The sequence below is a fragment of the Ensifer sp. KUDG1 genome, assembly GCF_050434285.1.
Taxonomy (GTDB): Bacteria; Pseudomonadota; Alphaproteobacteria; order Rhizobiales; family Rhizobiaceae; genus Ensifer.
Window position 1 is genome coordinate 29,997 of record NZ_JBNDIG010000006.1, and the last position, 26,264, is coordinate 56,260.

Here is a 26,264-nt window from a genome sequence, read left to right on the forward strand (position 1 = left end):
GAGAAGATGCGCTCCATCGATGTGAATGAGGCAATTGACGGAAGCCCGCTTGGGCGCTTTCAGTGGATGGTGGTGGCGCTGACGGCGCTGCTGTTGATCGTCGACGGTTACGACGTCTTTGTCGCTGGAACAGTGCTGCCGACGCTGATCAAGGAATGGGGTTTGAGCAAGCCGCAGGCCGGCGCGCTGCAGGCCTGGGCGCTGTTCGGCATGATGTTCGGGGCGCTGATCTTCGGGCCGCTCGCTGACCGGATCGGCCGCAAGAAAGGCATCGCCATCAGCTTCCTGCTGTTTACGCTTTCGACGCTTCTGACCGGCTTTGCCAATTCGCCGGAGCAGTTCAAGATCTTCCGGTTCTTCGCCGGTCTCGGCTGCGGCGGGTTGATGCCGAATGCCGTGGCGCTGATGAACGAATATGCGCCGAAGCGCCTGCGGGGCACCCTGGTCGCCCTGATGTTCTCCGGCTATTCGGTCGGCGGCATGGTGGCGGCCGGTCTCGGCATCGGCCTCATTCCGTCCTATGGCTGGAAGCCGATGTTCTTCATCGCCGCCGTGCCGCTGCTGCTCTTGCCTGTCATTCTCTGGAAGCTGCCGGAATCGCTCGGCTTCCTCATCCGTCAGGGCAAGCAGGACGAGGCCAAGCGCATCTACGCCAAGATCGACCCGAACGTACGTCTTGGCGCCACCGACAGGCTGGTCTTCTCCGAGACGAAGGGTGCTTCCGCATCGGTGCTGGAGCTCTTCCGCCATCAGCGGACGCTGCGCACCGTCATGCTCTGGGTCGCCTTCTTCTGCTGCCTGCTGCTCGTCTACCTCTTGTCGTCCTGGCTACCGAAGGTGCTGCAGGAAGCCGGCTATGCCGAGAAAGCGAGCCTGCTTAGCCTGTTCTCGCTGAATTTCGGCGGCATGGTCGGCGCGATTGCCGGCGGCTGGCTCGGTGACCGCTTCGGCTTGCCGAAGGTGGTAGTCGGTTTCTTCGTTGCCGCCGCCTTCTCGATCGCGCTGATCGGCTTCAATCCGCCGACAGGCGTCCTGTTCCTGATGGTCTTTGTTGCCGGAGCCACCACGATCGGCACGCAGATCCTGCTCTATGCAAGCGTGGCGCAGCTCTACAATCTCTCAGTGCGTTCCACCGGGCTCGGCTGGGCCTCCGGCGTTGGCCGCATCGGCGCGATCGTAGGGCCGACGCTTGGCGGCGTGCTTCTGGCGCAGGAGCTTCCGCTGCAGCAGAACTTCGCGATCTTCGCCATCCCGGCGGCGATCTCGGCCGTCGCCATGCTGGTCTTCGCGGTCAGCAATGCCCGCCGTGTCGAGATCGCACGTCTGGCGCCCGCATAGATCGAGGCGAGACGGCCGGGCCACGAAAGGCCCGGTTGCCACCCCTTGAGCGCGCGCTGTCGATATCTACCTATTGCAGCGCGCGTACCACCTAGCGCGGCTCTCGCGCCAGCAACATTGGAGCCGCCCTCGCTGGCGGCTTTCCCGATCGGAGCTTCTCTTCCATGGCCTATCTCGACCTGCCCAGCCATCGGCTTCACTACCGCATCGACGGCGACCAGAGCGGCAACGCGCCCTGGCTGCTCTTCTGCAGTTCGCTCGGCACGGACCTCTCCATGTGGGATGCGCAGATCGCTGATCTGTCGCCGCATTTCCGGGTGCTGCGCTATGATCGCCGTGGCCATGGCCGCTCATCGGCACCGCCGCCGCCCTATGCGCTCTCCGACCTCGGCCAGGATGTGCTCGCGCTCATGGATGGCCTCGGGATCGAGCGGACACATTTCTGCGGCCTGTCGATCGGCGGCCTGACCGGACAATGGCTCGGTATCCACGCCGGCAAACGGTTCGACAAGATCGTGCTCTGTGCCACGGCGGCGCGCATCGGGACGCCCGAGAGCTGGGCCGCGCGCGTCGACAGCGTCCGGGCGGACGGTCTCGCAGGGCTTGCCGCAGCAACGGCCGAACGCTGGTTCAGTCCGCAATTTGCAGCAAGCCACCCGGAAGCCGTCGATCGCATTCTCGGCGCCTTCGCCGCCACCTCGACGGACGGCTATATCGGTGGCTGCACCGCGCTCGCGGGCGCGGACCTTCGGGAGGAGATCGCAGCGATCGCCAATCCCATGCTCGCCATCTCCGGCGATAGTGATCCGGTATGCCCGCCGGCGGATCTCGAATACATCGCCGCCCGGGTGCGGCGAGGCCGCCACCTGTCGCTGCCGGGCCGGCATATCGTCAACATCGAGTCGGCAGAGACGTTCAACGCGGCGCTGCTGGAATTCCTTCGCGTCTGAAGGCGGCCTGAACGGCGCCGCGCCAATCAAATCAGCGCTTACTTGACGGGAACGAGAAGCGGCGCGTCCTTGGCGACGATGTAGGTCGCGAGCTCCGATGCCTTGGCAGTGCCGACGTTCTTCGCCACATGGGCAACGCCGGCCGGAATGAACAGCGCCTGACCGGCCTGAAGCGTCACCGGATCCCGGCCCTCAAGCTGGTATTCGAGCGAGCCTTCAAGCCCATAGGCGATTTCCTCGCCCGGATGCGAATGCTTGATCGAGGCGGTGCCCGGTTCGATGTCGACACGAACCTGCACGGCCTCGTGTCCGGGCACGCTGATCTCGTTCTTGATCAGGTCCGTACGCTGGATGCCTTGCATCTGCTGGGCCTCCGCCATGCGAAGCGTCGTCATGCTGCCGGCGATCAGCAGGGCTGCGGCGATGATGCGGGTCGTTTTCATGGGGTCCTCCGTGATGGATGATTGCATGTGCGTTGTTGGAAGCACGCGCATTTCAGCGGAGGCGTGTATTGGCGGTGTGTCGGCCGGGCGGTGCTTTTGTAAGCCTTTGTAGTCTGTGGCATCGCTTGCGATCGTCCGGCTGCCGGAAGTGCGAGACGGCGGGGCCTCGTCCTGGCCAGGCGGCGATCCGCGGTGCGCATCGCCGCCTGGCTTGCGATTTTACCGACCGCTATTCGCCAAGGCTCTGTTGCAAGGCCTCGCGGGCAAGTTCGACGATTTCCGCGTGGATGTCGGCACGGGGGCGTTCGGTCGGTTGGCAGATCGGATCGACCTCGCCGAAGGTCTTGAGCAGTTCGGCGGCGCCGTCCTTGCATATCGGCAGGAAGCTGAAGTGGTCCGCTCCGGCGACCGCGGCATAGGAGCCCTTCGGCGTCAGCGCCGCCAGCGGCTCGGAGGCGACGGCAAGCGGGATCGTCTCCTTGCTGCCGAGATTGATGAAATGCATCGGGATCGCGATCGCCTTGAGGCTGTCTTCCACATAGGCCTGGGCAAGACCTGGGTCGACGAGCACTGCAGCCTTAAGGCGCCCGTCGAGGTTCGACTGCTCGAAACGCGCCTTGTCGATGGTGCGCAGATCGAGCTTGTCGACATCGACCGGCGCATCATCGACATAGCCCCTGCCGCCGACAAACCAGGCGCAGTCCCATTTTTTGTAGCTGTCGCAGTAGCGGGCATAGGCATCGAGACTGGCCCTTGCCCCTGAAATCTCCATGGCGGTCGAGCCGCCGAGAGAGAACCCGAGGACGGCGATCCGCTCGGGGTCGATTGCAGCGCTCCATTGCGGATCCCGGGTGAATGTGTCGATCAATGCCGAGAGGTCGGCCGTCCGTTCCCAAAGCTTCGGCGTGTTGGAGGGCGTCGAGTCGCCGCTGGTGGTGCCGGGATGGTTGGGGCCCGCGACGATGAAACCCGCTTTCGCCAAGTCGGCTGCAAGCCAGCTCATGGCTTCGACACGGCCGCCCGACCCATGGGACAGAACCACCAGCGGATATCGGCCTTGGCGCAAGGGGGCGTTCTTCGATGCGTGCGACCCCTTGAAGATGCGGTTGTCGCCGACAAGCACGGGCTCACCCCCGGCTCCGGCGGGATACCAGACGGTGACGGCAAGTTGGCGTTCCCGCTTCGGCGCGGCAACGTCGATCTCGCGGACGCCGACGTCGTCGGCCTGCGCCGAGGCAGCCAGGCTCAGAAGGAAGGCGGCGGCGGGAATGAACTGGAGGAGGGGCATAGGTATCTCGCTGTGTTGGAAAAGACGGCCGATCGTCACAAACGCCCCGCTTGTCCGCGTCCTCGATCGTGATTGAGGTCGTCCCGAATCGCGATCTGGGCAATGATCCGCCCATCGAATGCTTGCCCGCCTTTCGTCTGCCAGCCTTTCCTTTGAAGGACATGTCTTGATCTTCCTGCCGCTCCCGTTCGTCGTCGCCTTGCTGCTTCTCGTCCTGCTTGCCTTCGTGCTGCATGGCGACGAGCCGGCGCGGCGGAACCGGCCGTTCTATGCCCTGTTGACGCTGTGCGCGCTCCAGTCTGTGATCGTCGGGCTGCGTTGGGGCTATGACCTCGCGGCGTTGAAATTCGCGCTGCCGGTGCTGGCGAGCGGCGTGCCGCCGCTGGTGCTTGCGAGTTTCCACAGCCTGATCCGCAAAGACGAGCGCAGCGTTGCTGCGGCCGGGTGGGTCCACGCGGCGCCGACGATCGGCATGCTCGTGCTCGTGCTGTTTGCGCCGCGCTACATCGATTTCGCCTTGATCGTCGAATATGTCGGATATGCGCTGGCGCTCCTGAACCTGGCGCGCGTCGGCACGGATGCACTGGACGAAGCGCGTTTCGAAGGCGCCACCGCGGCGCACCGCGCCCTGCTCATTGCCGCGTTCTCGCTCTGCCTGTCGGCGCTCTTCGATCTGGCGATCCTTCTGGATTTCGAATGGACGAAGGGCGCAAATATCGGCCTTATCGTCAGCAACGCGAACTTGCTGGGCCTGCTCTTCATCGGGCTGACAGCCGTGGTCGCGGACCGTGCGCGCGCGCTTCCGGCCGCCGGCGCGGTCGCCGAAGAGGATCCGGTTGCAACGCCGCAGGATCGCGAAATCCTCGACAGGATCGAGCGCCTGCTCGTCGGCCAGAAACTGGCCCGCGACGAAAACCTCACCCTGTCGCGATTGGCGCGCCGCGCGGGCCTGCCCGCCCGGCAGATATCGGCCGCCGTCAACCGGCTGGCGGGCAAGAACGTCTCGCAATACATCAACGAGATTAGGATTGCAGAGGCCTGCCGGCTGTTGCGCGAGACCGATATGTCGGTGACTGCGGCCATGCTTGAATCCGGTTTTCAGACGAAATCGAATTTCAACCGCGAATTCCGCCGCGTCACCGCCTTGAGCCCCGTCGCCTGGCGCGAGCAGAACCGGGCCGGTTCGCTTGCCGCCTGACTGCTGCCATGGCGATGCCCGGCCGCGATGCAGCCGGGCTTGAGGGACGCAAGGCGTACGGTGACGCGCTTACGACCGTTACTGCTGATCTGCGGCATTGTCGCCGATCGTGATCGGAACGTCCTTCGTCTTGCCGGTCCGCCATACACTTACGTTCTTCGAGGTGCCGGGCGAGAGGTCGGCGACCATGCGTGACAGGTCTCGGGGCGACTTCACCGGGTTGCCGCCGAGCGCGGTGATGACGTCGCCGGCCTTGATGCCGGCCTTGGCGGCAGGCGTTCCGCCGTTGACGCCGGCAACGAGTGCGCCCTCGGGCTGGGCAAGGCCGATGGCGTCGGCGATATCAGCCGTGACCGGCTGTATCTGCACGCCGATAAAGCCGTGCTGGATCGAACCATCCTTCATCAACTCAGTGACGACCTTCTGCGCCTGGTCCGACGGGATGGCGAAGCCGACGCCGACGCTACCGCCGTTCGGCGAATAGATCGCCGTGTTGATGCCGACCACCTGGCCCTTTGCGTCGACCAGCGGTCCGCCGGAATTGCCGTGGTTGATCGGGGCGTCGATCTGAATGAAATCGTCATAGGGGCCGCTGTGCAGGTCGCGACCGCGTGCCGAGACGATCCCCGACGTGACCGTCGTGCCGATGCCGAACGGGTTGCCGATCGCCAGCACCTGGTCGCCGACCCGCAAGGTGTCGGAATCGCCCCAGGCAACCGTTGCCAGCGGCTTCGGCGCCGCGATTTTCAGCACCGCCAGGTCGTTCTTCGGGTCGGCGCCGACAAGCTTGGCGGGTATCTGCGTGCCGTCGTCGAGCGTCACCATGATGCTCGACGCCTTGTCGATGACATGGTTGTTGGTGACGACGTAGCCGTCCGCGGTCACGATGAAACCGGAGCCGAGCGCTTCGGCCCGTTGCGGCTGGCGCTGCTCGGGCGCCTGGTCCGGCATCGGGATGCCCTGGTCGTGGAAGAATTGGCGGAACTGTTCGTCGAAGGGCGAGTTTCCGCCCTGTTGCGAAGGTTCGCCCGCACCGGTGTTGTCGGCCTTGATCACGGTCGTGACCGTGACGACTGCGGGCTTGTCGGCCGATACGATCGGCGCGAAGGATCCGCCAGATGCGGCCGGGACTGCAACGGCCGGGCCGGCCGCGGCGGCGGCCACGTCATGGCCTGAGAAAGCTGCCACGGACAGGGGCGCAATGATGACGGCTGCGCCGAGGAGGGCGGCAGCTCTATACCTCGTGAGAATGTTTGACATGATCCTGTTCCTTTCGCTGCCTGTTTGCCGGACGAACGTGGTCGGGCGCAGCCCGAGGCAGGTCGGGTCTGCGGCGCGGCGTCGGCCGGCTTCGGATTAAGGGGCGTCTTGGTCCCGAAGGACCGGACCCTGGAAAGGGCCCGGCGCCATCGGCTACGGCTCACCCGAAGACCGGGTGAGCCTCAACGTGTCGGTCAAGCCATGCGGGCGATGTCACGGTTGAGGTGATGAACGTCACCCTGAAGCCGGGCATAGGACTTGTCCGGCAGCATGCCGTGATGGGCGGCGGCGGTCTTGATCGCTTCGGCGCGCACGGCGCCGTCCTCGCGTTCAAGCTTGCTGTAGTTTGCTGCCGTCAGCTTGCCCTGTTCGCGATCGACATTGATGCGATGATTGTCGACCCGGAGTTCATGCAGGACATGATCGAGCCGCGTCGACGCCATGTGGGTCGGCGTCCGGTAGACCGGCATGGCCGGGGTGGACATGTCGTCCTGGGTGAAAATGCCCTGATAGTAATCGCCGGTATAGGCACCCTTTTCGTTGTCGCGGCCGAAATCGTGATGATCGGCGGCAAAGGCGGCGCCGCTCAGAAGGACGAGGGCGACGGTTGCGATGGTGGTGGTCTTGAAGGGCGAGCGCATGACTGCATCTCCTGAATTGAAGGAAGCGCTGTGCGCTTCCATTCGAGGCTGTCTCCTATTGTCGCGTCACGGCCGAAGCGGTCGCCGGCAATATTCAGCCTCGAAATGAAGGTATTACTTCCATGTGCCGCCGTCATGTTAATAACGCGTAATATTTCGGTAAACATCTCCGGGAAGCCGCTTCATTAACATTATTTAATGAAGGCCATTTTGCTCCCGTCTGACGGATAATATTTTCCGGTAGCGTGTATTGTGGCCCTTTTGCGGCAGTCAGTCTGCACCTTTTCTAGTCAACCGAGCCTTGGGGTCGCGAGCGCGAAGAAGGAGTTATGATCCCGCATAATGGGCGCGCGGCCGGATCAGATCGCCGCTGACGACCTGTTCCATCGCGTGTGCGAGCCAGCCGACGGTGCGTGCGAGGGCGAATATCACCATCGGCGCGTCGTCGGGCAGCGCATAGGCGGCCGCGAGTGCGGCCAGTGAGAAGTCGAGATTGGCCGGTTCTCCGAGCAGTTCTTCGCCTGCTTCGGCCAGCGCGGCATAAAGCGGCGGCACGTCGAAGCTCGACATGATCGCCTTCGCGCGCGGGTCGCCGTCCGGATAGAGCCTGTGGCCGAAAGCCCGGACCACGCCATCCGAAGACAGCATGGTACGGATCGCCTCGCGCACCCCACCCACGGCCGCCTGTTCGGCAAGTCGCGTGACACTGAGCCAGGCGCCGCCGTGCCTGGGGCCGGTGAGGGTGGCAAGACCCGAAAGCGTGGCGGCAGAAAGTGCTGCACCGGAGGACGCGGTGACCCGCGCCGCAAAGGCAGAGACGTTGAGTTCGTGTTCCGCCGTCAGCACCAGGCATCGGCGGATCGGTTCCGCCGCTTCCGGCCGCCCCCAGCCCTGCGCCAGGCGGTCGTGTAGCAGCCCGTTTTTCCGCGACGGCGCGAGGCCGGCGGCAACGGTCGCAAGTACCTCGGCGGCCTCGGCCTTCAGGATGGCGTGCCTGCGTCCGAGCGCCGGCAGGTCGGCTTCGATGCGCCCGGCAAGAAGCGTAAAGGTCGTTGCAAGCCGCGATTGGCCGCTGCCGGGATCGTTCGCTGGAATGTCAACCGCCGCCGGTGTCTGCCAGAGCAGCGCGGCAATCTCCTCCAGGGTTGCCGTGGCGGCAAGTTCGATCGCGTTGCGGCCGCGATAGGAGAGCTGTCCGCCGGCAATGCTGGAGATCGTCGTCGGCAACACCGGTTCGCCCCAGCGGATCGTCTCGGCCGCGACGACCGATGCCTGTCTTCTGCCGGCGTGGCGCTCGGCCAGCCGGTGCACGTCGTCGGCCTGGTAGAGGCTGCGGCGCGGATCGGCAGGGTCGGGCTTGGCGCGAATGCGGCCGCGGCTGACATTGGCATAGAGCGTCTGCCGCTTGCTGCCGAGCCTTAGGAGTGCCTCTTCGGCGGTGATCCAGAGTGTGTTCATATTGATCAATTGCATCAAGATTGACGTCAATAGCTCTAGGTCGGATCATTCTCCTCGTAAAGGAGAAACTTGATGATGAAGAACGGACTTGAAGACGTCGTTGCCGCCGAAACGCAGCTCTCCCATGTTGACGGCGAGGCGGGTCAATTGATCATCCGCGGCGTCTCGCTCGATCACCTGGCCGGCCAGGCGAGCTACGAGGATGTCGTGGCGCTGTTGTTCGAGGGGTTGCTGGGGCCGATGCCGGACCGGACCGAACTCGCCAAGCGCCTGGGTGAAAAGCGGGCCGACGTGTTCGCCCATGTCGGCGCCATCGACGACGCGCTGCTGGAACTGCCGCCGGTCGACATCATGCGCGCGCTCATCGCCCGGCTCCCGGATGGGGAGGATCTCGACTCGGCCTTACGTCTGCTCGCCGCGCCGGCCGTCTTCCTGACGGCGGCGCTGCGCATGAAGAGGGGCGAGGCCCCGGTCGCGCCGACGCCGGCGCTGTCGCACGCCGCCGACATCCTCGCCATGCTCGGCGCCAAGGTGCCGAGCGGCCAAGACGTGGCGGCGCTCGACGCCTATCTGGTGACGATCTCGGACCACGGCCTCAACGCCTCGACCTTCGCCTCGCGCGTGGTCGCCTCCACCAAGGCCGGTCTCACCTCGTCGGTGCTTGCCGCCATCGGCGCTCTCAAGGGGCCGCTCCATGGCGGTGCACCCGGGCCGGTGCTCGACATGCTGGATGCGATCGGAACGCCCGAGAATGCGGCGGCCTGGCTTTCTGAGACGCTCGACCACGGCGAACGGCTGATGGGCTTCGGCCACCGCGTCTACCGCGTTCGCGATCCCCGCGCCGATGCGCTGAAGGGCGCGCTGAAACGACTGATCGTCGCGCCTCCGGCGAACCGCGATCGCATTCAACTGGCAGAAGCGGTCGAACAATCGGCGCTCGCCATCCTGAAGGCGCGCAAGCCCGATCGCCCGCTCGACGTCAACGTCGAGTTCTATACGGCGCTGCTGCTCGATGCGCTCAGTTTCCCGCGCGACGTCTTCACCGGCGTGTTCGCGATCGGCCGCACGGTCGGCTGGATCGCCCATGCCCGCGAGCAGGCGCTGGAAGGCCGCCTTATCCGGCCGCGTTCGCTCTATGTCGGGCCGCTGCCGAAGCAAGCCGCGTGAGTGTTCTACGTTGAGGCCGAGACCATCCGCGCATTTCGCAGGTGCTGTTGAAAGAACGCCTTCAGATCGCGGAAGTCATCGAAACCAAGGACGGTCGCAAAACGGGCGACCGTCGTCGGCGAGACGGCGCAGGCGAGCGCGATCGACCGGGCGCTGCCGAAGGCGACGAGGTCGGGCTTCGCCAGCGCGAACAGGGCGATCTGTTCGAGCTGGCGCGGAAGTCTGAGCGCTCGGGACGCAAACATCCCCTTCAATTCCCTCATGTCGCCGGGGCGCCTTTGCGCCGCGTTCGTTTCGGCGTCCGCATGTCCATGGCCTATCGGCACGCTGGTGCTCTCCATTCACAATCCTCCTCAACACGCCTGCGCAGGCGCATCCCCTCGAAAGCAGCCGGGTGAGGGCTATTTCCCCACCTGCTGCTCGCCTTCATGATTTTTCACTTTACTGTACCGTCCGGACGGTATAGTAACTCAATCATCGCTGATCGCAACAACACGTTTTCTGGGGAGGAGACGAGAATGCGTTGGATGAAGTGCTTCAAGGCGGCCGCCATGGCCGGCGTCGCTTTTGCCGCCATGCCGGCGGCTGCGGCCGAAGTCTCGATTTTCTGCAGCTCGGCCGGTGCCGAACTCGAGCTTTGCCAGTCGGCCTCCGAGGCCTGGGCCAAGGAAACCGGCAACACCGTCAAGATCAACAAGATGCCCGCCAACTGGGGCGAGGCGCTGCCGCTCTACCAGCAGCTGCTCGCCGGCAAGTCCGGTGACGTCGACGTCCTGACGCTCGACAACATCTGGGTCGGAACGCTGGCGCCGCACCTGGTCGACCTGCGCGAGAAGGTTCCGGCCGATGAAATCTCCGCCCATTTCGAATCCTCGCTCGCCGATGCCACCATTGGCGGCAAGCTTCTGGCCATGCCCTGGTTCGTCGATGCCGGCCTGATGTTCTACCGCAAGGATCTGCTCGAGAAGTACGGTAAGGGCGAGCCGAAGACCTGGCAGGAACTGACCGAAACGGCGAAGTTCGTCCAGGACAAGGAACGCGCCGGCGGCAGCCCCGACATGTGGGGCTATGTCTGGCAGGGCCGTGCCTATGAGGGGCTCACTTGCGACGCGCTCGAATGGGTCGCTTCCTTCGGCGGCGGCAATTTCATCTCGCCTGATGGCACGATCACCGCGAACAATCCCGAGGCCGTCAAGGCGCTCGATCTCGCCCGTTCCTGGATCGGCAACATCAGCCCCGAGGGCGTGCTGAACTATGACGAGGAAGGCTCGCGCGGCGTCTTTGAGGCCGGCAATTCCGTCTTCCACCGCAACTGGAGCTATGTCTGGGGCACGACCCAGGCTGAAGACTCCTCGCTGCGCGGCAAGATCGGCGTCATGGCGCTGCCGGTCGGGGCGGAGGGCCAGAAATCGAGCGGCTGCTACGGCGCGGGCCTGCTCGGCGTTTCCAAATATGCCGACGATGTCGATGCGGCTGTCAGCCTGGTGCGTTACCTCACCGGCGCGAAAGAACAGAAGCGCCGCGCGCTTCAGGCCTATAGCCCGACCTTGAAGGCGCTTTACGAGGACAAGGACATCCTCGCCGCCAATCCGTCGCTGGCCTTTGCCGAAAAGGCCTATGCCGAAAGCGCCTCGCGGCCATCGCAGGTGACCGGCGCTTCCTACAACCGGGTGTCGCAGCGGATCTTCAACGGCGTGCACAATGTGCTGAGCGGCAAGGAAAGCGCTGCAGATGCACTCGCCAAGGTCAGCAGCGATCTGGAGCGGCTGAAGGCGCGGGGCTGGTAAGCCCGCCTCGACGATACGGGGTCCGGCATGACGGACCTCGCCACCACAGGATCTGAGGAAACCAACGTGAATATTGCGATCGCACCGTGCTGCTGGGGCATCTATTGGCCCCAGGGGAATGATCTCGGCTGGACGGATTATCTCGACCGCATCCGTGCGGCCGGCTACCGGCACACCGAGCTCGGCCCCTATGGCTACTTCTCCACGGACGCCAACGTGCTTTCGTCCGAGCTGGCAAGCCGCGACCTAAAGGTCGTCGCGGCCGCCCATGTGCACACGCTTGCCGATGCATCCACCTGGCCGGTGCTTGAGGAAAAGGCGCAGGCGATCTGCAAGCTGCTTTCTGAAATCGGTGGCACGCATTTCATCCTGATGGACGAGTCAGAATTCTACCCGAAAGACCGCATGGGCGTTGTCGACGAGGCCGGCTGGCGCGCGATGATCGACCAGACGGACCGGGCGGCGGCGATCGCCCGCAGCCACGGCCTGCAGTTCAGCTTCCACCCGCATGTCGGCACCTGCGTCGAGCGTGAGGACCAGATCGAGCGGCTGCTTGCCGACACCGATCCCGATCTCGTCGGGCTCTGCCTCGATACCGGCCATCACGCCTATTGGAAGGCCGATCCGATCGCGTTTTATCGGCGCCACCGCGAACGCATCAACTCGGTGCATCTGAAGAACGTCGACGGCGCCTTCCGCGAGCGCGTGCTTTCCGAAGGCATCCATTCGGATCGTGCCTTTGAAGAGGGCATCATGACCGATCTCGACCGTGGCGTCGTCGATATCGCCGCCTTCGTGTCAGCGCTGCGGGAGACCGGTTACGACGGTCCGCTGGTGGTCGAGCAGGATCTGGCGCTGAACCATCCCGATACGCCGGAAACGATCGCCCGACGCAACTTTGACTTCGTCTCGAAGCTCCTTACGAACGGGGCCGGCGCATGAAGGTCGAGATCCACGATACGCCGGCGGCCATCGGCGAGCGTCTTGCGGACCGGATCATTGCCGGTATCCGGGAAGCGAGTGCTGCAGGCCGCAACTACGTTCTCGGTTGCCCCGGCGGCCGCAGTCCGTTGCCGGTCTATGAGGCGCTCGGACGCCGTCTTGCTGGCGACCCCGTCGATTGCGCGCGGCTGATCATCGTCATGATGGACGAGTATCTCCGTCCCGCAGCAGGGGACGGTTTCGCCCCGCCGCCGGCTGAGGCGCATTACTCCTGCTGCGGCTTCGGGGAACGTGAGATCGTCGGCCGCATCAATGCGGCGCTGCCGGAAAACTTCCGCATTCCGTCCGAAAACTTCTGGATGCCGGATATTGCGGCACCTGGCGGCTACGATGAGCGCATCGCTGCCGCTGGAGGCATCGATCTTTTCCTGCTCGCCTCGGGTGCCGGCGATGGACACATCGCCTTCAACCCGCCGGGCTCTGCCCGCGACAGCCGCACCCGCATCGTCACCCTTGCCGAGCAGACGCGGCGCGACAATCTCGCGACCTTCCCGGATTTCTCAGGCATCGACGACGTACCCTCGCATGGGGTTACGATCGGCATCGGCTCGATCGCCGAACAGTCGAAGGCCGTCGCGATGATCGTCTGGGGCGAGGGCAAGCGTCACGCCTTCTATCGCCTGACGAGCGCACGCGCTTACGACCCGAGCTGGCCGGCGACCATCGCCGTCGAATGCCGGGGTGCTGAACTCTACGCCGATGCGGACGCCGCCGGCGAATGGGGAGCGCGGTGATGAGCAAGCATGCCATCGGCATCGATGTCGGGGGAACGAAGACCAAGGCCTGCCTTGTGCGTCTGGCCGACGGCGCCGTGATCGCCGAGCGCACCGAGCCGACCCGCTGCCAGGAGGGCGGTGCCGCCGTGCTGGACCTGGTGGCCTCGCTTGCCGAGACCATTCGCCACGAAGGCGAAGCGCTTGGTGTCGAGACGACAGGTCTCGGCGTCTGCCTGCCGGAACTGGTGACCGGCGCGGGCGAACCCGCTTCCGCCTGGAACTTCGACTGGCGCGGCCTCGATTATCACGGCCGTCTCGGCGGTTTCGGGCCGCTGCATATCGATAGCGACGTGCGTGCCGCCGCCTTCGCCGAGGGGTGGATTGGCGCCGGTCGCGGTATCGATCCCTTCGTCTACGTGACCATTTCCACCGGGCTTTCGCACTCGCTGGTGATCGGCGGCACGCCCTATGCGGGTGCCCGTGGCTTTGCGATCCATTTCTCCGGCAGCGATCTCGTTGCCTTCTCGGGCGAAGGGCAGGACCAGGCGGTTCGCCACAACCTCGAGCTTTTTGCGAGCGGCAAGGCGCTCGGAGAGCGTTACGGCCGGTTGAGCGGCCGACCGGACGCAAGCGCGCTGCAACTCTTTGAGGCCGAAGCGGACGATCCGCGGGCGGCACAGATGGTGGCCGACGGTCTTCTGTCGCTCGCTTCCTATCTCGGCCAGCTTGTCAACACGCTCGATCCCGCCGTGCTCATCCTCGGCGGCGGCATCGGTGGCGACCCGTCGGTCAATGCGCGGCTCGCCGCGCTGACGCGGCCGTTCATCTGGGCCGATGGCGCGCGCGACATGCCGATCGTTCCAAGCCTTCTCGGTGATGCGGCCTGCGCCATCGGCGTGGCCGCGCTTGCAAACAGGACTGCCAACCAGACGGTGCGCCAATGAGTGGAATTGCCCTTACCAATGTCGTCAAGCGTTTCGGTGCGCTGACCGTGATCGACAAGGTCAACCTTTCGGTCGCAGAAGGCGAGTTCGTCGTCTTCGTCGGTCCCTCCGGATGCGGGAAGTCGACGCTGCTGCGCATGATCGCCGGGCTCGAGGAAATCTCGGACGGCGAGTTGCAGATCGGCGGCGCGCGCATGAACGAGACGGCGCCGGCGCGCCGTGGCATCGCCATGGTGTTCCAGTCCTACGCGCTCTATCCGCATATGAGTGTCGAGCGCAATCTCGGTTTCGCGCTGGAAACCGCGCGGCTCGCCGGCGGCGAAATCAAGGAGCGCGTGGCGAAGGTTGCCCGGTTCCTCAAGATCGAACATCTGCTCGCGCGCCGCCCGGCCCAGCTTTCCGGCGGCCAGCAACAGCGCGTCGCCATCGGCCGTGCGCTCGTCCGCTCGCAGAAGCTGTTCCTGTTCGACGAGCCGCTCTCCAATCTCGATGCCGATCTGCGCATGGAGATGCGGGTTGAGATCGCCCGCATTCACCGCGAGCTCAAAGCCACCACCGTCTATGTCACCCACGACCAGCTGGAAGCGATGACGCTGGCGGATCGTATCGTCGTCTTGAAGGACGGCCGTATCTCGCAGGTCGGCACGCCGATGGAGCTTTACGAGCGCCCGGCCAACAAGTTCGTCGCCAGCTTCATCGGCGCCCCGCGCATGAATTTTCTCAGCGGGACGCTCGCCAATGACGCGGGCGGAAGCCGCCTCGAGGTGCTCGACGCCCGCCATGGACTTGGGCATCTCGGCTATGAAGGCGAAGTCAGCGTCGGCATCCGGCCGGAAGACTTGATCCTCGGCGGCGGCGACGTCCGCCTACCTGCAACCGTGCAACTTGTGGAGCCGCTCGGTGGCGAGGCGCTCGTCCACGCGCGCCTTGGCAACGGCCAGTCGCTGGTCGTCAAGGCACAGGGCAAACCCGATCTCAGGCCGAACGCCGACATCACCGTCGGCTGGCTGACGTCGAAGGCGCATATTTTCGGTGCCGACGACATGGCGCTTACGGCCAAGGGAGCGTGAGGCCATGATGGCGGGTTCACGATCAACAGGACTGCGGCAGGCGCGCGTTCGTACCGCCTGGCTGTTTCTCGCGCCAAGCCTGCTTGTCCTCACCGGCGTGGCGCTCTGGCCGCTCGGCCGCACCTTCCTCTTTTCCTTTACCGACGCCCTGCTCACCGAGCCGGACTTCTACAGCTATGTCGGCTTCGACAACTACTATGCGCTGTTTGAGGATCCGCTCTGGTGGCAGTCGGTCCGCAACACGCTCTATTTCACGGTCATTTCCGTGTCGATCGAGACCGTTCTGGGTCTCACGATCGCGCTGCTTCTCAATTCGCATATCGCCGGGCGCGGCATGATGCGGGCGATCATCCTCATTCCCTGGTCGATCCCGGTCGTCGTCAGCGCCCGCATGTGGCAATGGATGCTGCATGACCAGTTCGGCATCGTGAACCACGTGCTGAAGCTTGCCGGCGTGATTGAAAGTGGTGTCGCCTGGACTGCCAATTCGGCGCTGGTGATGCCCGTGATCATCGCGGTCGACGTCTGGATCACCACGCCCTTCATGGTGCTCCTGATCCTTGCGGGACTGTCGATGCTGCCGCGCGGCATCTATGAGGCCGCCTCGATCGATGGCGTGCCGGCATGGAAGCAGTTCACCTCGCTGACGCTGCCGCTGCTTGCCCCGAGCATCGCCGTCGCCGTGCTCTTCCGCCTGCTGGACGCGCTGCGCATGTTCGACCTGAGCTACGTGCTCTCCTCCAACAGTGACGACACCAAAACGGTCTCGATCTATGCCCGAGAAGTGCTCGTCAATTTCCAGGACATGGGTGTCGGCTCGGCCGCCAGCACCGCCGTCTTTCTGATGATCGCGCTGGTGACCGCCATCTACGTCACCGTCTTCCGTCTCAATCGCCGCCTCATGGGAGTTTGACATGGTCAGGAGCAACACCGGCAAACGCCTGCATAAGATCGCGATCTACTCCCTCTTCGGCATCGTCGCGCTCTACACGCTGTTTCCGTTCTATTGGATGATCGCCTCGTCGATGAAATCGGGCCAGGCGATCTTCGACGTCACCTTCTTGCCCGACCTGAAGTTCAACAACTACGCGGCGATCCTCTCCGACGGCGTGTTCCTGCGTTCGTTGTCGAACTCGCTGATCGTCGCCTTCTCGGTCGTGGCGCTGTCGCTGCTGCTGGCTGTCGGCGCGGCCTATGCGCTCGGCCGTATCGATTTCCGCGGCCGCTCGCCGATCATGCTGCTGGTGCTGGCGGTATCGATGTTCCCGCAGATCGCGCTGCTTTCCGGGCTCTTCGAGATGATCCGCTGGCTCGGGCTCTACAACACCATCGGTTCGCTGATCTTCGCCTATATGATCTTCACGCTGCCCTTCAATATCTGGGTGCTGACGACCTTCATGCGTGACCTGCCGAAGCAGATCGAGGAGGCGGCGATCATGGACGGCTGCTCGCCGCTGCGCATCGTGCGCTGCATCTTCCTGCCGATGATGGGACCGGCGCTGATCTCGACGGGGCTTCTCGCCTTCATCGCGTCCTGGAACGAGTTCATGTTCGCGCTGACCTTCATCCTCACCGACGAGAACCGCACCGTGCCGGTGGCGATCGCTTTGATCTCCGGGTCGAGCCGCTACGAGTTCCCCTATGGGGCGATCATGGCCGCCTCGACCATCGTCACGGTGCCGCTGATCATTCTCGCGCTGATATTCCAGAAACACATCGTCTCCGGCCTGACGGCCGGTGCGGTCAAGGGTTGAAATGGCCTCCATTCGAGGCGGAAAGGGTACTCACATGCGTGTCGTTCGTGTTGGTTTGATCGGGCTTGGCGAAGTCAGCCAGCTCATGCATCTACCGATCCTGGCCGATCATCGCCATCTGTTCGAAATCGCCGGCGTCTATGACGTCTCGCCGAGCCTGACGGCCTATTGCTCGGCCCGTTATCCGGGCGCAAAGAAATATGAGACGGCGGAAGCGCTCGTCTCTGCACCTGACATCGATGCCGTCTTTATCCTGACCCCGGACCAGACGCACAGCTTCTATCTGGAGATGGCGCTGAAGGCGAAGAAGCACGTCTTCTTGGAAAAGCCTGCCTGCCTGACGCTCGGCGAAATCGACGCGGTGGCGCCGCTGGCGGACGCCACCGACCGGCTGCTCTTCGTTGCCTATATGCGCCGCTATTCGCCGAGCTTCCTGCGCGCCAAGGCGATGATGCCGGCTGCGAGCGACGTGCGTTACGTCCGCGTCCGCGACATCATCTGCGAGGGCCCGTTCTTCATTCGACAGACCCGCAACATCTTCTATCCAACGGACCTCGACGCCGCGTTCCTGGCGGAATCCCGCGCCCAGACGACAGCGCTTCTGAAACAGGTAGTCGGCGAGGATGCGCCCGCCGACCTGATGCGTGCCTATCAGGTGCTGACCGGGCTTTCTTCGCACAGCCTCTCGGCGATGCGCGAACTGATCGGCCTGCCGAAGCGGGTGATCGCCGCCCATCACAAATGCAACGGCGAATCCATTGTCGCGCTGTTCGACTACGGTCACTTCACCGCGATCTACGAGGCGATGATCGACAACGTCGCCCGTTTCGATGCCCGCATCGAGGTGCTGTCCGATCGCCGCCAGCTGCGCGTCAGCTACGACACGCCCTATATCCGCAACCTGCCGACCGCGCTCGAAGTGATCGACAGCACCGATACCGAGACCGAAACGCGCACCTTCGGCCCTGATTACACCGATCCGTTCGCCCTGGAACTGCGCGCCTTCCACGACCACCTCGTCAACGGCACCAAGCCGAAGACGACACTCTCGGATTCGCGTCAGGATCTGGCGCTGATGGCCGAGATCGTCGGTCGCCTGCGCGAGAGTTCGGGGCTATAGCAGGACACGTTTCACACACTTGAGTTGTATCGACATGGCAAAACGCGAAACCGCACGTGACCGCATCCTCACCGCCGCCGAAGCGATCGTCGTCGGCAAGGGCGTGTCGTCCCTCACCTTCGACGAAGTGGCAGAGCAGACCGGCCTCAGCAAGGGCGGCATCCTCTACCACTTCGCCAGCAAAGACGCGCTGGTGCGGGCGATGGTCGAACGTTTCGTCTACCGTTTCGAGACCGGTCTCTCCGGCCTCGAAACCGAGGACGAGGACCCGCATGGCCGCTACACCCGCGCCTATGTGCGCGCCACGCTCGGCGAGGCCACCAGCACCGGGGATCAGTACGACCGCCTGGGTGCCAGCATCACTGCCGCCTTGTCGAACTTCCCCGACCTTCTGGAGATCGTGCGCCAGCAGAATATCCGCTGCCAGGCATCCGTCGAAAACGACGGCCTCGATCCGGTCGAGGCGACGATCACGCGACTGGCGGTCGAGGGCATGTGGCTGGCGGAGGTCTTCAACGTCATGCACCTCGACCCCGAGATGAAGCGTGCGGTCACCGCCCGGCTTTTGGAGCGGACGCACGCGCAAGCACCGCCGAAATAGCGCGCGTCGCGCGCTGACATTCCCCCGCATCGGCGCTCGCTTTCAGCGCCCAGAACCAAGGAGTTTTCCGATGGGATACAAGCCGTCTCCCCGTCCCGTTTTCGATCGTCCCAGCCACATCCCCTATGCCGGCGTCACGCGGCATCTGTGGGGCGAGGAAAATGCCGGTCTCGTCGACGACTGGATCTATGCCTCGACGGACAGCATCCACCAGATCGTCTTCGGCATGCAGCCCGGCGGCTGCTTCAAGCACACGGAAGCCTTCCGCACGATCTTCGGGGCGGACGAGGTTCTCTACGTGCTCTCCGGCACGCTCGGTCTCGCCAATCCCGAGACGGGTGAATTCTGCATCGCAAAGGAAGGCGAGGCGCTGTTCTTCCGCAAGGACACCTGGCATCACGGCTTCAATCTCGGCAACGAGCAGGTCCGCGTGCTGGAATTCTTCGCGCCGCCGCCGGCCAAGGGTACGTCAGGTCCCTATGCGCGTACCAAGCCCTATATCGAGATCGAGCAATCGCGTTATGGCCAGAGCGAATTCATCGGTCGCTGGCCGATGGAGGCCGAAGTGCAGCGCAAGGCCAGGACAATCCATCCGATGCGCGATGCCGATCTGCTCCTGAGCCTCGATCGACAGACGCACGGCGCCTATACCGGCCTCTACTGCGCGACCGATCAGCTGACCGTCGGCAAGACGACGCTGCTTTCGGGAAAACGCACCGGTATGGAGCGCCACAAGGGTGACGAATGCCTCTACGTGGTGTCGGGTACCTTGAACATCCATGTGCCGGATGCCGAAGGCCAGGTCTGGTTCGAACTCAACCCGCGCGACGGCTTCTATATTCCGGCGGGTTTCGATCACCAGTATTTCAACATGACGGGCGACAAGGTGGAGTTCGTCTTCGGTGTCGCGCCGGAGTACTGATCTCAAACAAAAATACGGCAGTACCCGCTGGACACTGCCGTATCTGAAAACAGGAAGTCGTCCGAGAGGAACGTTGCTTCCCAAATAAGTTGGCGGCCCTTAGGCCGCCTTCTTCGCGTCGAAGGGGATCTCGATGTCGACGGCGAGCGTCGAGACCTGGGGGCCGCGCTCCATCGTCACGCGGACCTTGTCGTCGTCGATCTGCATGTGCTTGGAGATCGCCTGGAGGATCTCGTCGCGCAGTTTGGTGACGAGATCGCTATCGCCGGCTGATGCGCGCTCATGGGCGAGCAGCACCTGCAGCCGTTCGCGGGCGGCCGGCGCTGACTGGGTGCGGGAGAAGAAACGGAAAAGGTTCATGCCGCTTTCCTTCCGAAAATCTTGCCGAGGAAGCTGCGCTTCTCGCCGGGGATGGTGATCGGCAGGGCTTCGCCCTTGAGCCGGCGCGCAGCGTCGAAGTACGCAAGTGCCGGCGCGCAACGGTTGTCCGCGAGCGTAACGGGCGAACCGACGTTGGAGGCGCGCAGCACGTCGGCGCTTTCCGGGATGATGCCCATCAGCGGGATCGACAGGATTTCCAAGACGTCGTCGACCTTCAGCATGTCGCCGCGCTCGGCGCGGATCGGGTCGTAGCGGGTGAGCAGCAGGTGCTTTTCCATGCGCTCGCCGTTCTCGGCCTTGAGGGTCTTGGAATCGAGCAGGCCGATGATGCGATCGGAATCGCGCACCGACGAGACTTCCGGGTTGGTGACGACGATCGCGATGTCGGCATGACGCATGGCCAGCGTCGCGCCGCGCTCGATGCCGGCGGGGCTGTCGCAGATGACCCAGTCGAAGGCGCTCTGAAGGGCGGCGATGACCTTCTCGACACCTTCCGGCGTCAGGTTGTCCTTGTCGCGGGTCTGGGAGGCCGGCAGCAGATAGAGCGTTTCCAGGCGCTTGTCGCGGATCAGCGCCTGCGACAGCTTGGCCTCGCCTTGGATCACGTTGACCAGGTCATAGACGACGCGGCGTTCCGCGCCCATGACGAGGTCGAGATTGCGCAGACCGACGTCAAAGTCCACGACGACGACTTTCTCGCCGTTCTGAGCGAGTGCGGCGCCCAGTGCGGCGCTGGACGTCGTCTTGCCGACGCCGCCCTTGCCCGATGTAACTACGACTACCTTGCCCATTCGTCTCTCCAAGTATCTGTGAATTCGCCTTCGCCTACGTCCTCGTGACCCCGGCCGGATCGACCTGAATCACCAGATGCGGATGGCCAGCATCCACACCCTTCCTTGCCTCGGCCTAACCGAGCGTTCCCGCCTTCAGCTCTTCGCCGTCGAGCCAGATCTGCACGGCCTTGCCGCGCAGGTTCTGCTCCATGTCGTCGGCCGTCTTGTAGAAGCCGTCGATCGCAATCAGTTCCGCTTCGAGCTTGCGGCAGAAGATCCGCGCCGAGGCATTGCCCGTGGTGCCGGCCATCGCCCGGCCGCGCAGCGCGCCGTAAATGTGGATCGAGCCGCCGGCGACGACTTCGGCGCCCGAGGCGACCGAGCCGATGATCGTCACGTCGCCTTCGGGGAAGAACAGCGACTGGCCCGAGCGTACCGGCTGGGTGACCACGATCGACGGTGTCGCCTTGGCGGCAACCGGCTCTGCCGTGATCACCGTTTCCGCGCCTGCTTCGGCTTCGGCTTCCGCTTCCGGCGCCTCGGTCTTTTCGGCCTGTTCCGCCATCTTGGCTTCGTAGTCCGCCGCCGGGCGACCGTCGGTCATCGCGGGCGGAAGGTCGGCGCCGAGCAGAGACTGGCGCGCACCTTCGATGCCCATGATGCGCACATTGCGCTTGCCGAGCTGGTCGACGAGTTCGCGCAGTTGCGACCGGTCGATATCAAGGCCATCGACGTCGAGGACCACCGGGCGCCGCAGGAAGAAACCGGCGGAGCGGGAGGCGAGATGGTCGAGGCGGGTGAGCCAATCCTCGAGCGGAAGCTCGGGGGTCAGCGCTAGCGCAAGGAAGGATCGCCCCTTGAGGCGGATCGGCCGGGATTCGGTTAACACATCGTTCATCTTGGTAAATTTTCCGTTGCTTCGGTGTATCGATCAAATGGTTAACAAATGGTTAATTCGGCAATGCGAAGGTTAATGAGGCGGCCTTGAGGACCGGTCGCCGAACGCTGGAAAACAAGGAAAATCGGGTGGCGGAAAAAGCTGCTCTTTTGCCCATCGTCGCCCTGGTTTCGGCCGATCAGACCCGGCGCCCGGCGCGGGGAGACGCAGAAAGCGTCGACGAGGCAAGAGCGATTCGTCCGGCCCCCTAAGGGGAGTTGACATTGGAACGCTAAAATAAGAACATAACAAGAACAAAACGGAGGTTCCCATGAATCGGATGGAGACCATGACCCACACGGAAGAAGTGATCGAACGCGCCATGGCCGCCGTTGCGGCCGCCCGCAAGAAGCGGGAACGCGAGGCCGAATGGCGCAAGCGCACCTTCGGTCGCATCGACATGGCGCCGCCATTGCCACGGCTGAAGCGTGGCGGTGTCCAGCTTTCGCTTCGGCTCGACGGTTCCGCCCGCTGACGAACGCGCCGACCGCTTCAGGCCCCTTGGCTGGATGACGTACGAAGCGACCCGAGGCTTCGAGAGGAATGAACATGAGGCATCGTCGAAGCATCGACCTGATGCCGCGCGAAGACGCCGCCGATTACGGGGCGACCCTGGAACTCTTGCCGGAATGGTATGTGCTCGTGGCGAAATGCGGGAACTGCCGGCACCAGGGGCGGATCGATCGCCGCCTTGTTGCAAGCAGGCGCGGATGGGGCGTCTCTCTCAATTCCATCGGCCCGGCATTGAAATGCGTACGCTGCGGCAACAGGGAAGGGAACAAACTGCTTCTTGGCCGGTTGCCTCGGGACTGATGGGTCGGCGTGGGCAGAAAGCCTGGCAGGGCAAATGTGTTGCCTTGAGCGCCCGAAGTGTATTCTTATCCGGTTGGAAATGAATCATCATTATTTATAGTATAGAATCGGAATTTTTCGATATGTTGCGCGGTTTACTGACTTTTAAGCCGATAATGGTTTGATTGTTAACGAAAGTTATCAAGCGTGATGCGCCGAAAACGGCGTGAATTCGGAACAATTTATTATTCCTTTCGTTGATGTCGTGATTGAACGAAAGGATGAGATCATGAAGAAGCTTGTAATCGCCGCGGCTGTTGTTTCTTTGGTGGCAGGATCCGCATTTGCTGAGGATGCCAACCAGAAGGCTGGCACGGCCGCCGGTATCGTTGGCGGCGCGACGGCGGGTGCCGTTGTCGGTGGGCCGATCGGTGCCGGCGTAGGCGCCGTGGTCGGTGGCGCGCTCGGTGGAGCGCTGACGCCGCCGCCGCCGGAAGTCATCACCTATGTCGAACAGCAGCCCGCGCCGCCTTCGGTGGTGGTTCAGGAACAGGTGGTGATCGGCAAACCGATCCCGCAGGCCGTCGTTCTGACGCCCGTACCGGACAATCCGCGATACGCCTATGCGGTCGTCAATGAGCACCGCGTGATCGTCGAGCCGCAGTCGAGGACGGTCGTCCAGGTCATCAACTGATCGTAGGCGGCTTTCACACCCTAGTCTCTGAAGAAGGGGCGGCGCTCCGCGCCGCCCCTTCCTTCTGCCCAGCTGTTGGTAAGGCGAGGCATCAAGCGCCTTGAGCGCCATACGGGCGACTGAGAATGACCGATCGGTCGTGTCGATTGGCAAGAACTGATACTCTGCAGCTTGGATTTCATCGACGGGGAAGCACGTCATGGGAGCTATCGCGCACGAGAACTGGCCGATCGAGACGTGGCGCCCGGGTGTCGAGACCCGCATGCTGATCTCCGCGCTCAATGGCGCTTCCGGACTGTGCCTGTTCGAACAATGGATCGCCCCCGGCGCCGGCGCGCCCACCCATAGCCATCCTGTCGAAGAGGTGCTGACGGTGGTCGCGGGGCAGGCGGAAATGTGGATCGACGACGAACGCTTCCTTCTCACCGCCCATCAATCGCTGATCGTGCCGAAACGACGTCGGCACGGCTTTGCCAATGTCGGCGACGAAACGCTCCACATTCGCGCCGTGCTCGCATCCGCAGCCTTCGAGGCGAGCTTCGACGGTGCCGCGCAAGCGACGAGGCGCTGGGCAAGCGCATCGATGCGGGGATAGCGTAGGCCGCAACCGCGTCAGGCCGCCACCTCCCAGTGGGCGCGCTGCGCCATCACTCCTCTTAAGCGCTGACAAAATTCGTCGCTTCCGCAAACAAGTGGCTCTCGCGGTTCGTGGCTTGAGTTCTGCCTTTTCCGAAAGCTCGGGCGCGTTTCTCGCGCCCGGGACTCGCGGCAAGGCCACGGCGGTTGTCCGGCAACGCGACGGCGATGAAAATATACGCGCGAAATATCTAATATAAATCTCGAATTATATTGTCGTTATTTCAAGTATTTATTTCGGTATTGCTTTGCGTATTTATATACATACAGTCCCAGGCGGCAAATTAACATTCATAAAGCAAAGTATTTTCGAAAATCGTTTGAAGGGGAGTGATCGCATGGCGAGGATCGTAGGTTCCTATGGGAACGACGTTTTGAAGGGGACCGGGGAAAGCGACCGAATCTGGGGGCTGTTCGGCGCCGACACGATCGATGGAGGCGCTGGGGATGATTTCGTCAGCGGCGGCGGCGGGCGTGATACCCTGATCAGCTCGAGTGGCTACGATCGCCTCGACGGCGGCGCCGACGACGACCAGATCGTGCTCAACGGGACGGGTGGCGCGGTCACCGGAGGGGCCGGCTATGACGGTCTCGTGGTCGATTTCTCGCAGACCTCCGAGAAGATGGTGTTCAACGGCGCGGCCGGCCACGGTTATGTCGGCGATCCCGCGGTCGCCGGGCGTCACGTCTTCTTCCACGATATCGAGTGGCTGCGGGTGCTTGCCGGCAGTGGCGATGACAGGATCACCGGTACGGCCTCGGGCGACAACATCTCGACCGGCGCCGGCAACGATGTCGTCTACGCCGGTGGCGGAAACGATCTCATCACCAACAGCGGCGGTCACGACCGTCTCGATGGCGGCGCGGGCAACGACCGCTTCGTTCTCATCGGTACCGGCAGCACCGTTTCCGGCGGCAGCGGCACCGATACGTTGGCCATCGATCTCGTCGCCGCGAAATCCCCCGTCGTCTTCAACCTGGAAAACGGCCACGGCATCATCGGTTCCCAGACAGCGGGCGAGCGGCACATCTTCGTCACCTATGACGGCATCGAAAAGATCGAAGTGACGACGGGAAGCGGCAACGACCGGATCCTCGGGAGTACCCTTTCCGATGTCATCCAGACTGGCGGCGGCAACGACTTCGTCGATGCGGGTGCCGGCGACGATACGATCATCGATGGGCTCGGCGCCAATCGTCTGTTTGGCGGTGACGGCCGCGACCAGATCACCTCGACGCTCTATTCGGCAGAGATCGACGGCGGAGCGGGCCAGGACTGGCTATGGATCAAGGAAACACAACGCACGAGCGACCTGACGATCGACTTTTCCGCCGGACGCGCCTCGACTGGCACGGTCATTAGCGGCATCGAGGAGGCGAGCCTCATGCTCGGCAGCGGCAACGACCGGGTCATTGCCGGCGATCTGACCTATCTCGTGGTCGAAGCCGGCGCTGGAAACGATCATCTCGAAGGCGGCGCCGGGGCGGATGCGCTTTATGGCGAAGACGGCAACGATTACATTCACGGGGGTGCCGGAAACGACACGATCGTCACCGGTGCCGGCGACGACGTGGCCTATGGCGGCGACGGGGGGGACACGCTTGCCAATACCGGCGGCAGCGACGTGCTCGACGGCGGGGCCGGAGACGACTGGCTGCAGGACACCTTTCCCGGCAGCGGCAGCCTCGGCGTCGCGTCGATCCTGCGTGGCGGCGCGGGCAACGATACGATCAATGCCCGCTACCTCGGCGAGGTCGATGGCGGCGAGGGCCGGGATCTCCTGAACCTCAACTATGGCGGCCTGCCGGAGGCGATGGACTTCGACGCGGCACGGGGTGTCACCCATACCGGCCTGACCTTCACCGGTATCGAATATTTCAACGTCTCGAGCGGGGGCTACGACGATGTGCTGCGCGGCGGTGACGACAACGACACCTTCTATTCTTCGAGCGGCAACGATATCCTCGACGGGCGCGGCGGCGACGACAGGCTGAGCGGGGCGTCGGAAAACGACCAACTTTTCGGTGGCGACGGGGCGGATTTCCTCGATGGCGGCTCCGAGAACGATCTGTTGAGCGGCGGCAACGGCAGCGATGTGCTGACGGGTGGTCGCGGCGCCGACACCTTTTCCTGGTCGTCGGAAACCTCCGGCGAGGCGGGCCTCGACCGCATTCTCGATTTCGATGGTCGGCAGGGTGACCGCATCGCTTTTTCCGACGAGGCCCAGGACACGACGGGTATTCACAGCTATGCCGATTTCCTGGCCGCGGCGCGCGATACGGCCGATGGCGTCTTCGTCTCCTTCAATGGCTCTGAGACCGAAGGCATTCTGATCGAGGATGTCTCGCTCTCGGTGCTCTCGGAGAGCGATCTCGTCTTCGGCTGAGGCCG

At 63.7% G+C, this 26,264-nt stretch carries 26 protein-coding genes and 1 pseudogene; 18 read left to right on the forward strand and 9 right to left on the reverse strand.

Translation table 11 applies throughout. The features are described from left to right. Positions 1-6: 6 nt before the first annotated feature. Positions 7-1,338, forward strand: a complete 1,332-nt coding sequence (locus M2267_RS16475) for an MFS transporter (RefSeq protein WP_429115533.1) — start codon at positions 7-9, stop codon at positions 1,336-1,338. 164 nt (positions 1,339-1,502) lie between these two features. After that, a complete protein-coding gene (gene pcaD, locus M2267_RS16480; protein WP_429115535.1) occupies positions 1,503-2,288 on the forward strand; it encodes a 3-oxoadipate enol-lactonase in 786 nt (261 codons plus the stop codon). Between the two features lie 38 nt (positions 2,289-2,326). On the opposite strand, the gene M2267_RS16485 is transcribed toward pcaD, so the two are convergent. Next, complete coding sequence (locus M2267_RS16485; protein ID WP_043618728.1) at positions 2,327-2,731, reverse strand: cupin domain-containing protein; 405 nt, start codon at positions 2,729-2,731, stop codon at positions 2,327-2,329. Between the two features lie 229 nt (positions 2,732-2,960). Further along, entirely contained in the window at positions 2,961-4,019 is a 1,059-nt protein-coding gene (locus tag M2267_RS16490; RefSeq protein WP_429115536.1) for an alpha/beta hydrolase family protein, read from the reverse strand. Between the two features lie 118 nt (positions 4,020-4,137). Here M2267_RS16490 and M2267_RS16495 point away from each other — a divergent pair, with 118 nt between their 5' ends. Continuing rightward, on the forward strand, positions 4,138-5,217 hold the full coding sequence (locus M2267_RS16495) for a helix-turn-helix domain-containing protein (RefSeq protein WP_429115537.1): 1,080 nt from the start codon (positions 4,138-4,140) through the stop codon (positions 5,215-5,217). A gap of 81 nt (positions 5,218-5,298) precedes the next feature. Here the strand turns inward: M2267_RS16495 and M2267_RS16500 are convergent. The 3 genes and pseudogenes from M2267_RS16500 to M2267_RS16510 form a co-directional block, all read right to left on the reverse strand. Continuing rightward, positions 5,299-6,477: pseudogene (locus M2267_RS16500) on the reverse strand (Do family serine endopeptidase); the annotation flags it as partial. Positions 6,478-6,671: 194 nt separating this feature from the next. Next, positions 6,672-7,118 carry a hypothetical protein gene (locus tag M2267_RS16505; protein WP_429115539.1) on the reverse strand — a complete coding sequence of 149 codons (447 nt, stop codon included), beginning with the start codon at positions 7,116-7,118 and terminating at the stop codon, positions 6,672-6,674. A gap of 327 nt (positions 7,119-7,445) precedes the next feature. Beyond that, positions 7,446-8,576, reverse strand: a complete 1,131-nt coding sequence (locus tag M2267_RS16510; protein ID WP_429115540.1) for a citrate synthase — start codon at positions 8,574-8,576, stop codon at positions 7,446-7,448. 75 nt (positions 8,577-8,651) lie between these two features. On the opposite strand from M2267_RS16510, the gene M2267_RS16515 reads away from it, so the two are divergent. Continuing rightward, a complete protein-coding gene (locus tag M2267_RS16515) occupies positions 8,652-9,743 on the forward strand; it encodes a citrate synthase/methylcitrate synthase (protein WP_429115905.1) in 1,092 nt (363 codons plus the stop codon). 5 nt (positions 9,744-9,748) lie between these two features. Here the strand turns inward: M2267_RS16515 and M2267_RS16520 are convergent, their stop codons facing one another. Next, on the reverse strand, positions 9,749-9,988 hold the full coding sequence (locus tag M2267_RS16520) for a MurR/RpiR family transcriptional regulator (RefSeq protein ID WP_429115542.1): 240 nt from the start codon (positions 9,986-9,988) through the stop codon (positions 9,749-9,751). 282 nt (positions 9,989-10,270) lie between these two features. Here M2267_RS16520 and M2267_RS16525 point away from each other — a divergent pair, with 282 nt between their 5' ends. The 10 genes from M2267_RS16525 to M2267_RS16570 all read left to right on the forward strand — a co-directional run bounded on the left by M2267_RS16525 (position 10,271) and on the right by M2267_RS16570 (position 19,659). Beyond that, a complete protein-coding gene (locus M2267_RS16525; RefSeq protein ID WP_429115907.1) occupies positions 10,271-11,530 on the forward strand; it encodes an ABC transporter substrate-binding protein in 1,260 nt (419 codons plus the stop codon). Between the two features lie 66 nt (positions 11,531-11,596). Next, a complete protein-coding gene (locus tag M2267_RS16530; protein WP_429115543.1) occupies positions 11,597-12,472 on the forward strand; it encodes a sugar phosphate isomerase/epimerase family protein in 876 nt (291 codons plus the stop codon). Further along, positions 12,469-13,266 carry a 6-phosphogluconolactonase gene (locus M2267_RS16535; protein ID WP_429115545.1) on the forward strand — a complete coding sequence of 266 codons (798 nt, stop codon included), beginning with the start codon at positions 12,469-12,471 and terminating at the stop codon, positions 13,264-13,266. The genes M2267_RS16530 and M2267_RS16535 overlap by 4 nt, the downstream gene beginning before the upstream one ends. Beyond that, a complete protein-coding gene (locus M2267_RS16540; protein WP_429115547.1) occupies positions 13,266-14,192 on the forward strand; it encodes an ROK family protein in 927 nt (308 codons plus the stop codon). Before M2267_RS16535 ends, M2267_RS16540 begins: the two co-directional genes overlap by 1 nt. Beyond that, positions 14,189-15,262 carry an ABC transporter ATP-binding protein gene (locus M2267_RS16545; RefSeq protein WP_429115548.1) on the forward strand — a complete coding sequence of 358 codons (1,074 nt, stop codon included), beginning with the start codon at positions 14,189-14,191 and terminating at the stop codon, positions 15,260-15,262. The genes M2267_RS16540 and M2267_RS16545 overlap by 4 nt, the downstream gene beginning before the upstream one ends. A gap of 7 nt (positions 15,263-15,269) precedes the next feature. Next, complete coding sequence (locus tag M2267_RS16550) at positions 15,270-16,175, forward strand: carbohydrate ABC transporter permease (protein WP_090296665.1); 906 nt, start codon at positions 15,270-15,272, stop codon at positions 16,173-16,175. 1 nt (position 16,176) lies between these two features. After that, positions 16,177-17,016: a carbohydrate ABC transporter permease gene (locus M2267_RS16555; RefSeq protein ID WP_429115550.1), complete on the forward strand. Its 840-nt coding sequence runs from the start codon at positions 16,177-16,179 to the stop codon at positions 17,014-17,016. Positions 17,017-17,050: 34 nt separating this feature from the next. Further along, positions 17,051-18,136: a Gfo/Idh/MocA family protein gene (locus tag M2267_RS16560; RefSeq protein ID WP_429115552.1), complete on the forward strand. Its 1,086-nt coding sequence runs from the start codon at positions 17,051-17,053 to the stop codon at positions 18,134-18,136. Positions 18,137-18,170: 34 nt separating this feature from the next. Beyond that, positions 18,171-18,737 (forward strand): TetR/AcrR family transcriptional regulator, encoded by a 567-nt coding sequence (locus tag M2267_RS16565; protein WP_043618747.1) that lies wholly within the window; start codon positions 18,171-18,173, stop codon positions 18,735-18,737. Positions 18,738-18,807: 70 nt separating this feature from the next. After that, positions 18,808-19,659 carry a cupin domain-containing protein gene (locus tag M2267_RS16570; RefSeq protein ID WP_429115555.1) on the forward strand — a complete coding sequence of 284 codons (852 nt, stop codon included), beginning with the start codon at positions 18,808-18,810 and terminating at the stop codon, positions 19,657-19,659. Positions 19,660-19,758: 99 nt separating this feature from the next. Here the strand turns inward: M2267_RS16570 and minE are convergent, their stop codons facing one another. The 3 genes from minE to minC all read right to left on the reverse strand — a co-directional run bounded on the left by minE (position 19,759) and on the right by minC (position 21,711). After that, positions 19,759-20,019, reverse strand: a complete 261-nt coding sequence (gene minE / locus M2267_RS16575; RefSeq protein ID WP_034798387.1) for a cell division topological specificity factor MinE — start codon at positions 20,017-20,019, stop codon at positions 19,759-19,761. Further along, entirely contained in the window at positions 20,016-20,831 is an 816-nt protein-coding gene (minD, locus tag M2267_RS16580; protein WP_192450099.1) for a septum site-determining protein MinD, read from the reverse strand. The genes minE and minD overlap by 4 nt, the downstream gene beginning before the upstream one ends. A gap of 115 nt (positions 20,832-20,946) precedes the next feature. Further along, positions 20,947-21,711: a septum site-determining protein MinC gene (minC, locus tag M2267_RS16585; protein WP_205236063.1), complete on the reverse strand. Its 765-nt coding sequence runs from the start codon at positions 21,709-21,711 to the stop codon at positions 20,947-20,949. A gap of 328 nt (positions 21,712-22,039) precedes the next feature. On the opposite strand from minC, the gene M2267_RS16590 reads away from it, so the two are divergent. The 4 genes from M2267_RS16590 (at position 22,040) to M2267_RS16605 (ending at position 26,259) form a co-directional block, all read left to right on the forward strand. Further along, entirely contained in the window at positions 22,040-22,225 is a 186-nt protein-coding gene (locus tag M2267_RS16590; protein ID WP_034798488.1) for a hypothetical protein, read from the forward strand. A 606-nt stretch (positions 22,226-22,831) separates the two neighbouring features. Continuing rightward, positions 22,832-23,236 carry a DUF1236 domain-containing protein gene (locus tag M2267_RS16595; protein ID WP_192450101.1) on the forward strand — a complete coding sequence of 135 codons (405 nt, stop codon included), beginning with the start codon at positions 22,832-22,834 and terminating at the stop codon, positions 23,234-23,236. Positions 23,237-23,435: 199 nt separating this feature from the next. Further along, positions 23,436-23,831 (forward strand): cupin domain-containing protein, encoded by a 396-nt coding sequence (locus M2267_RS16600; protein ID WP_429115558.1) that lies wholly within the window; start codon positions 23,436-23,438, stop codon positions 23,829-23,831. Between the two features lie 379 nt (positions 23,832-24,210). After that, positions 24,211-26,259 carry a calcium-binding protein gene (locus tag M2267_RS16605; protein ID WP_429115560.1) on the forward strand — a complete coding sequence of 683 codons (2,049 nt, stop codon included), beginning with the start codon at positions 24,211-24,213 and terminating at the stop codon, positions 26,257-26,259. Positions 26,260-26,264 lie beyond the last annotated feature (5 nt).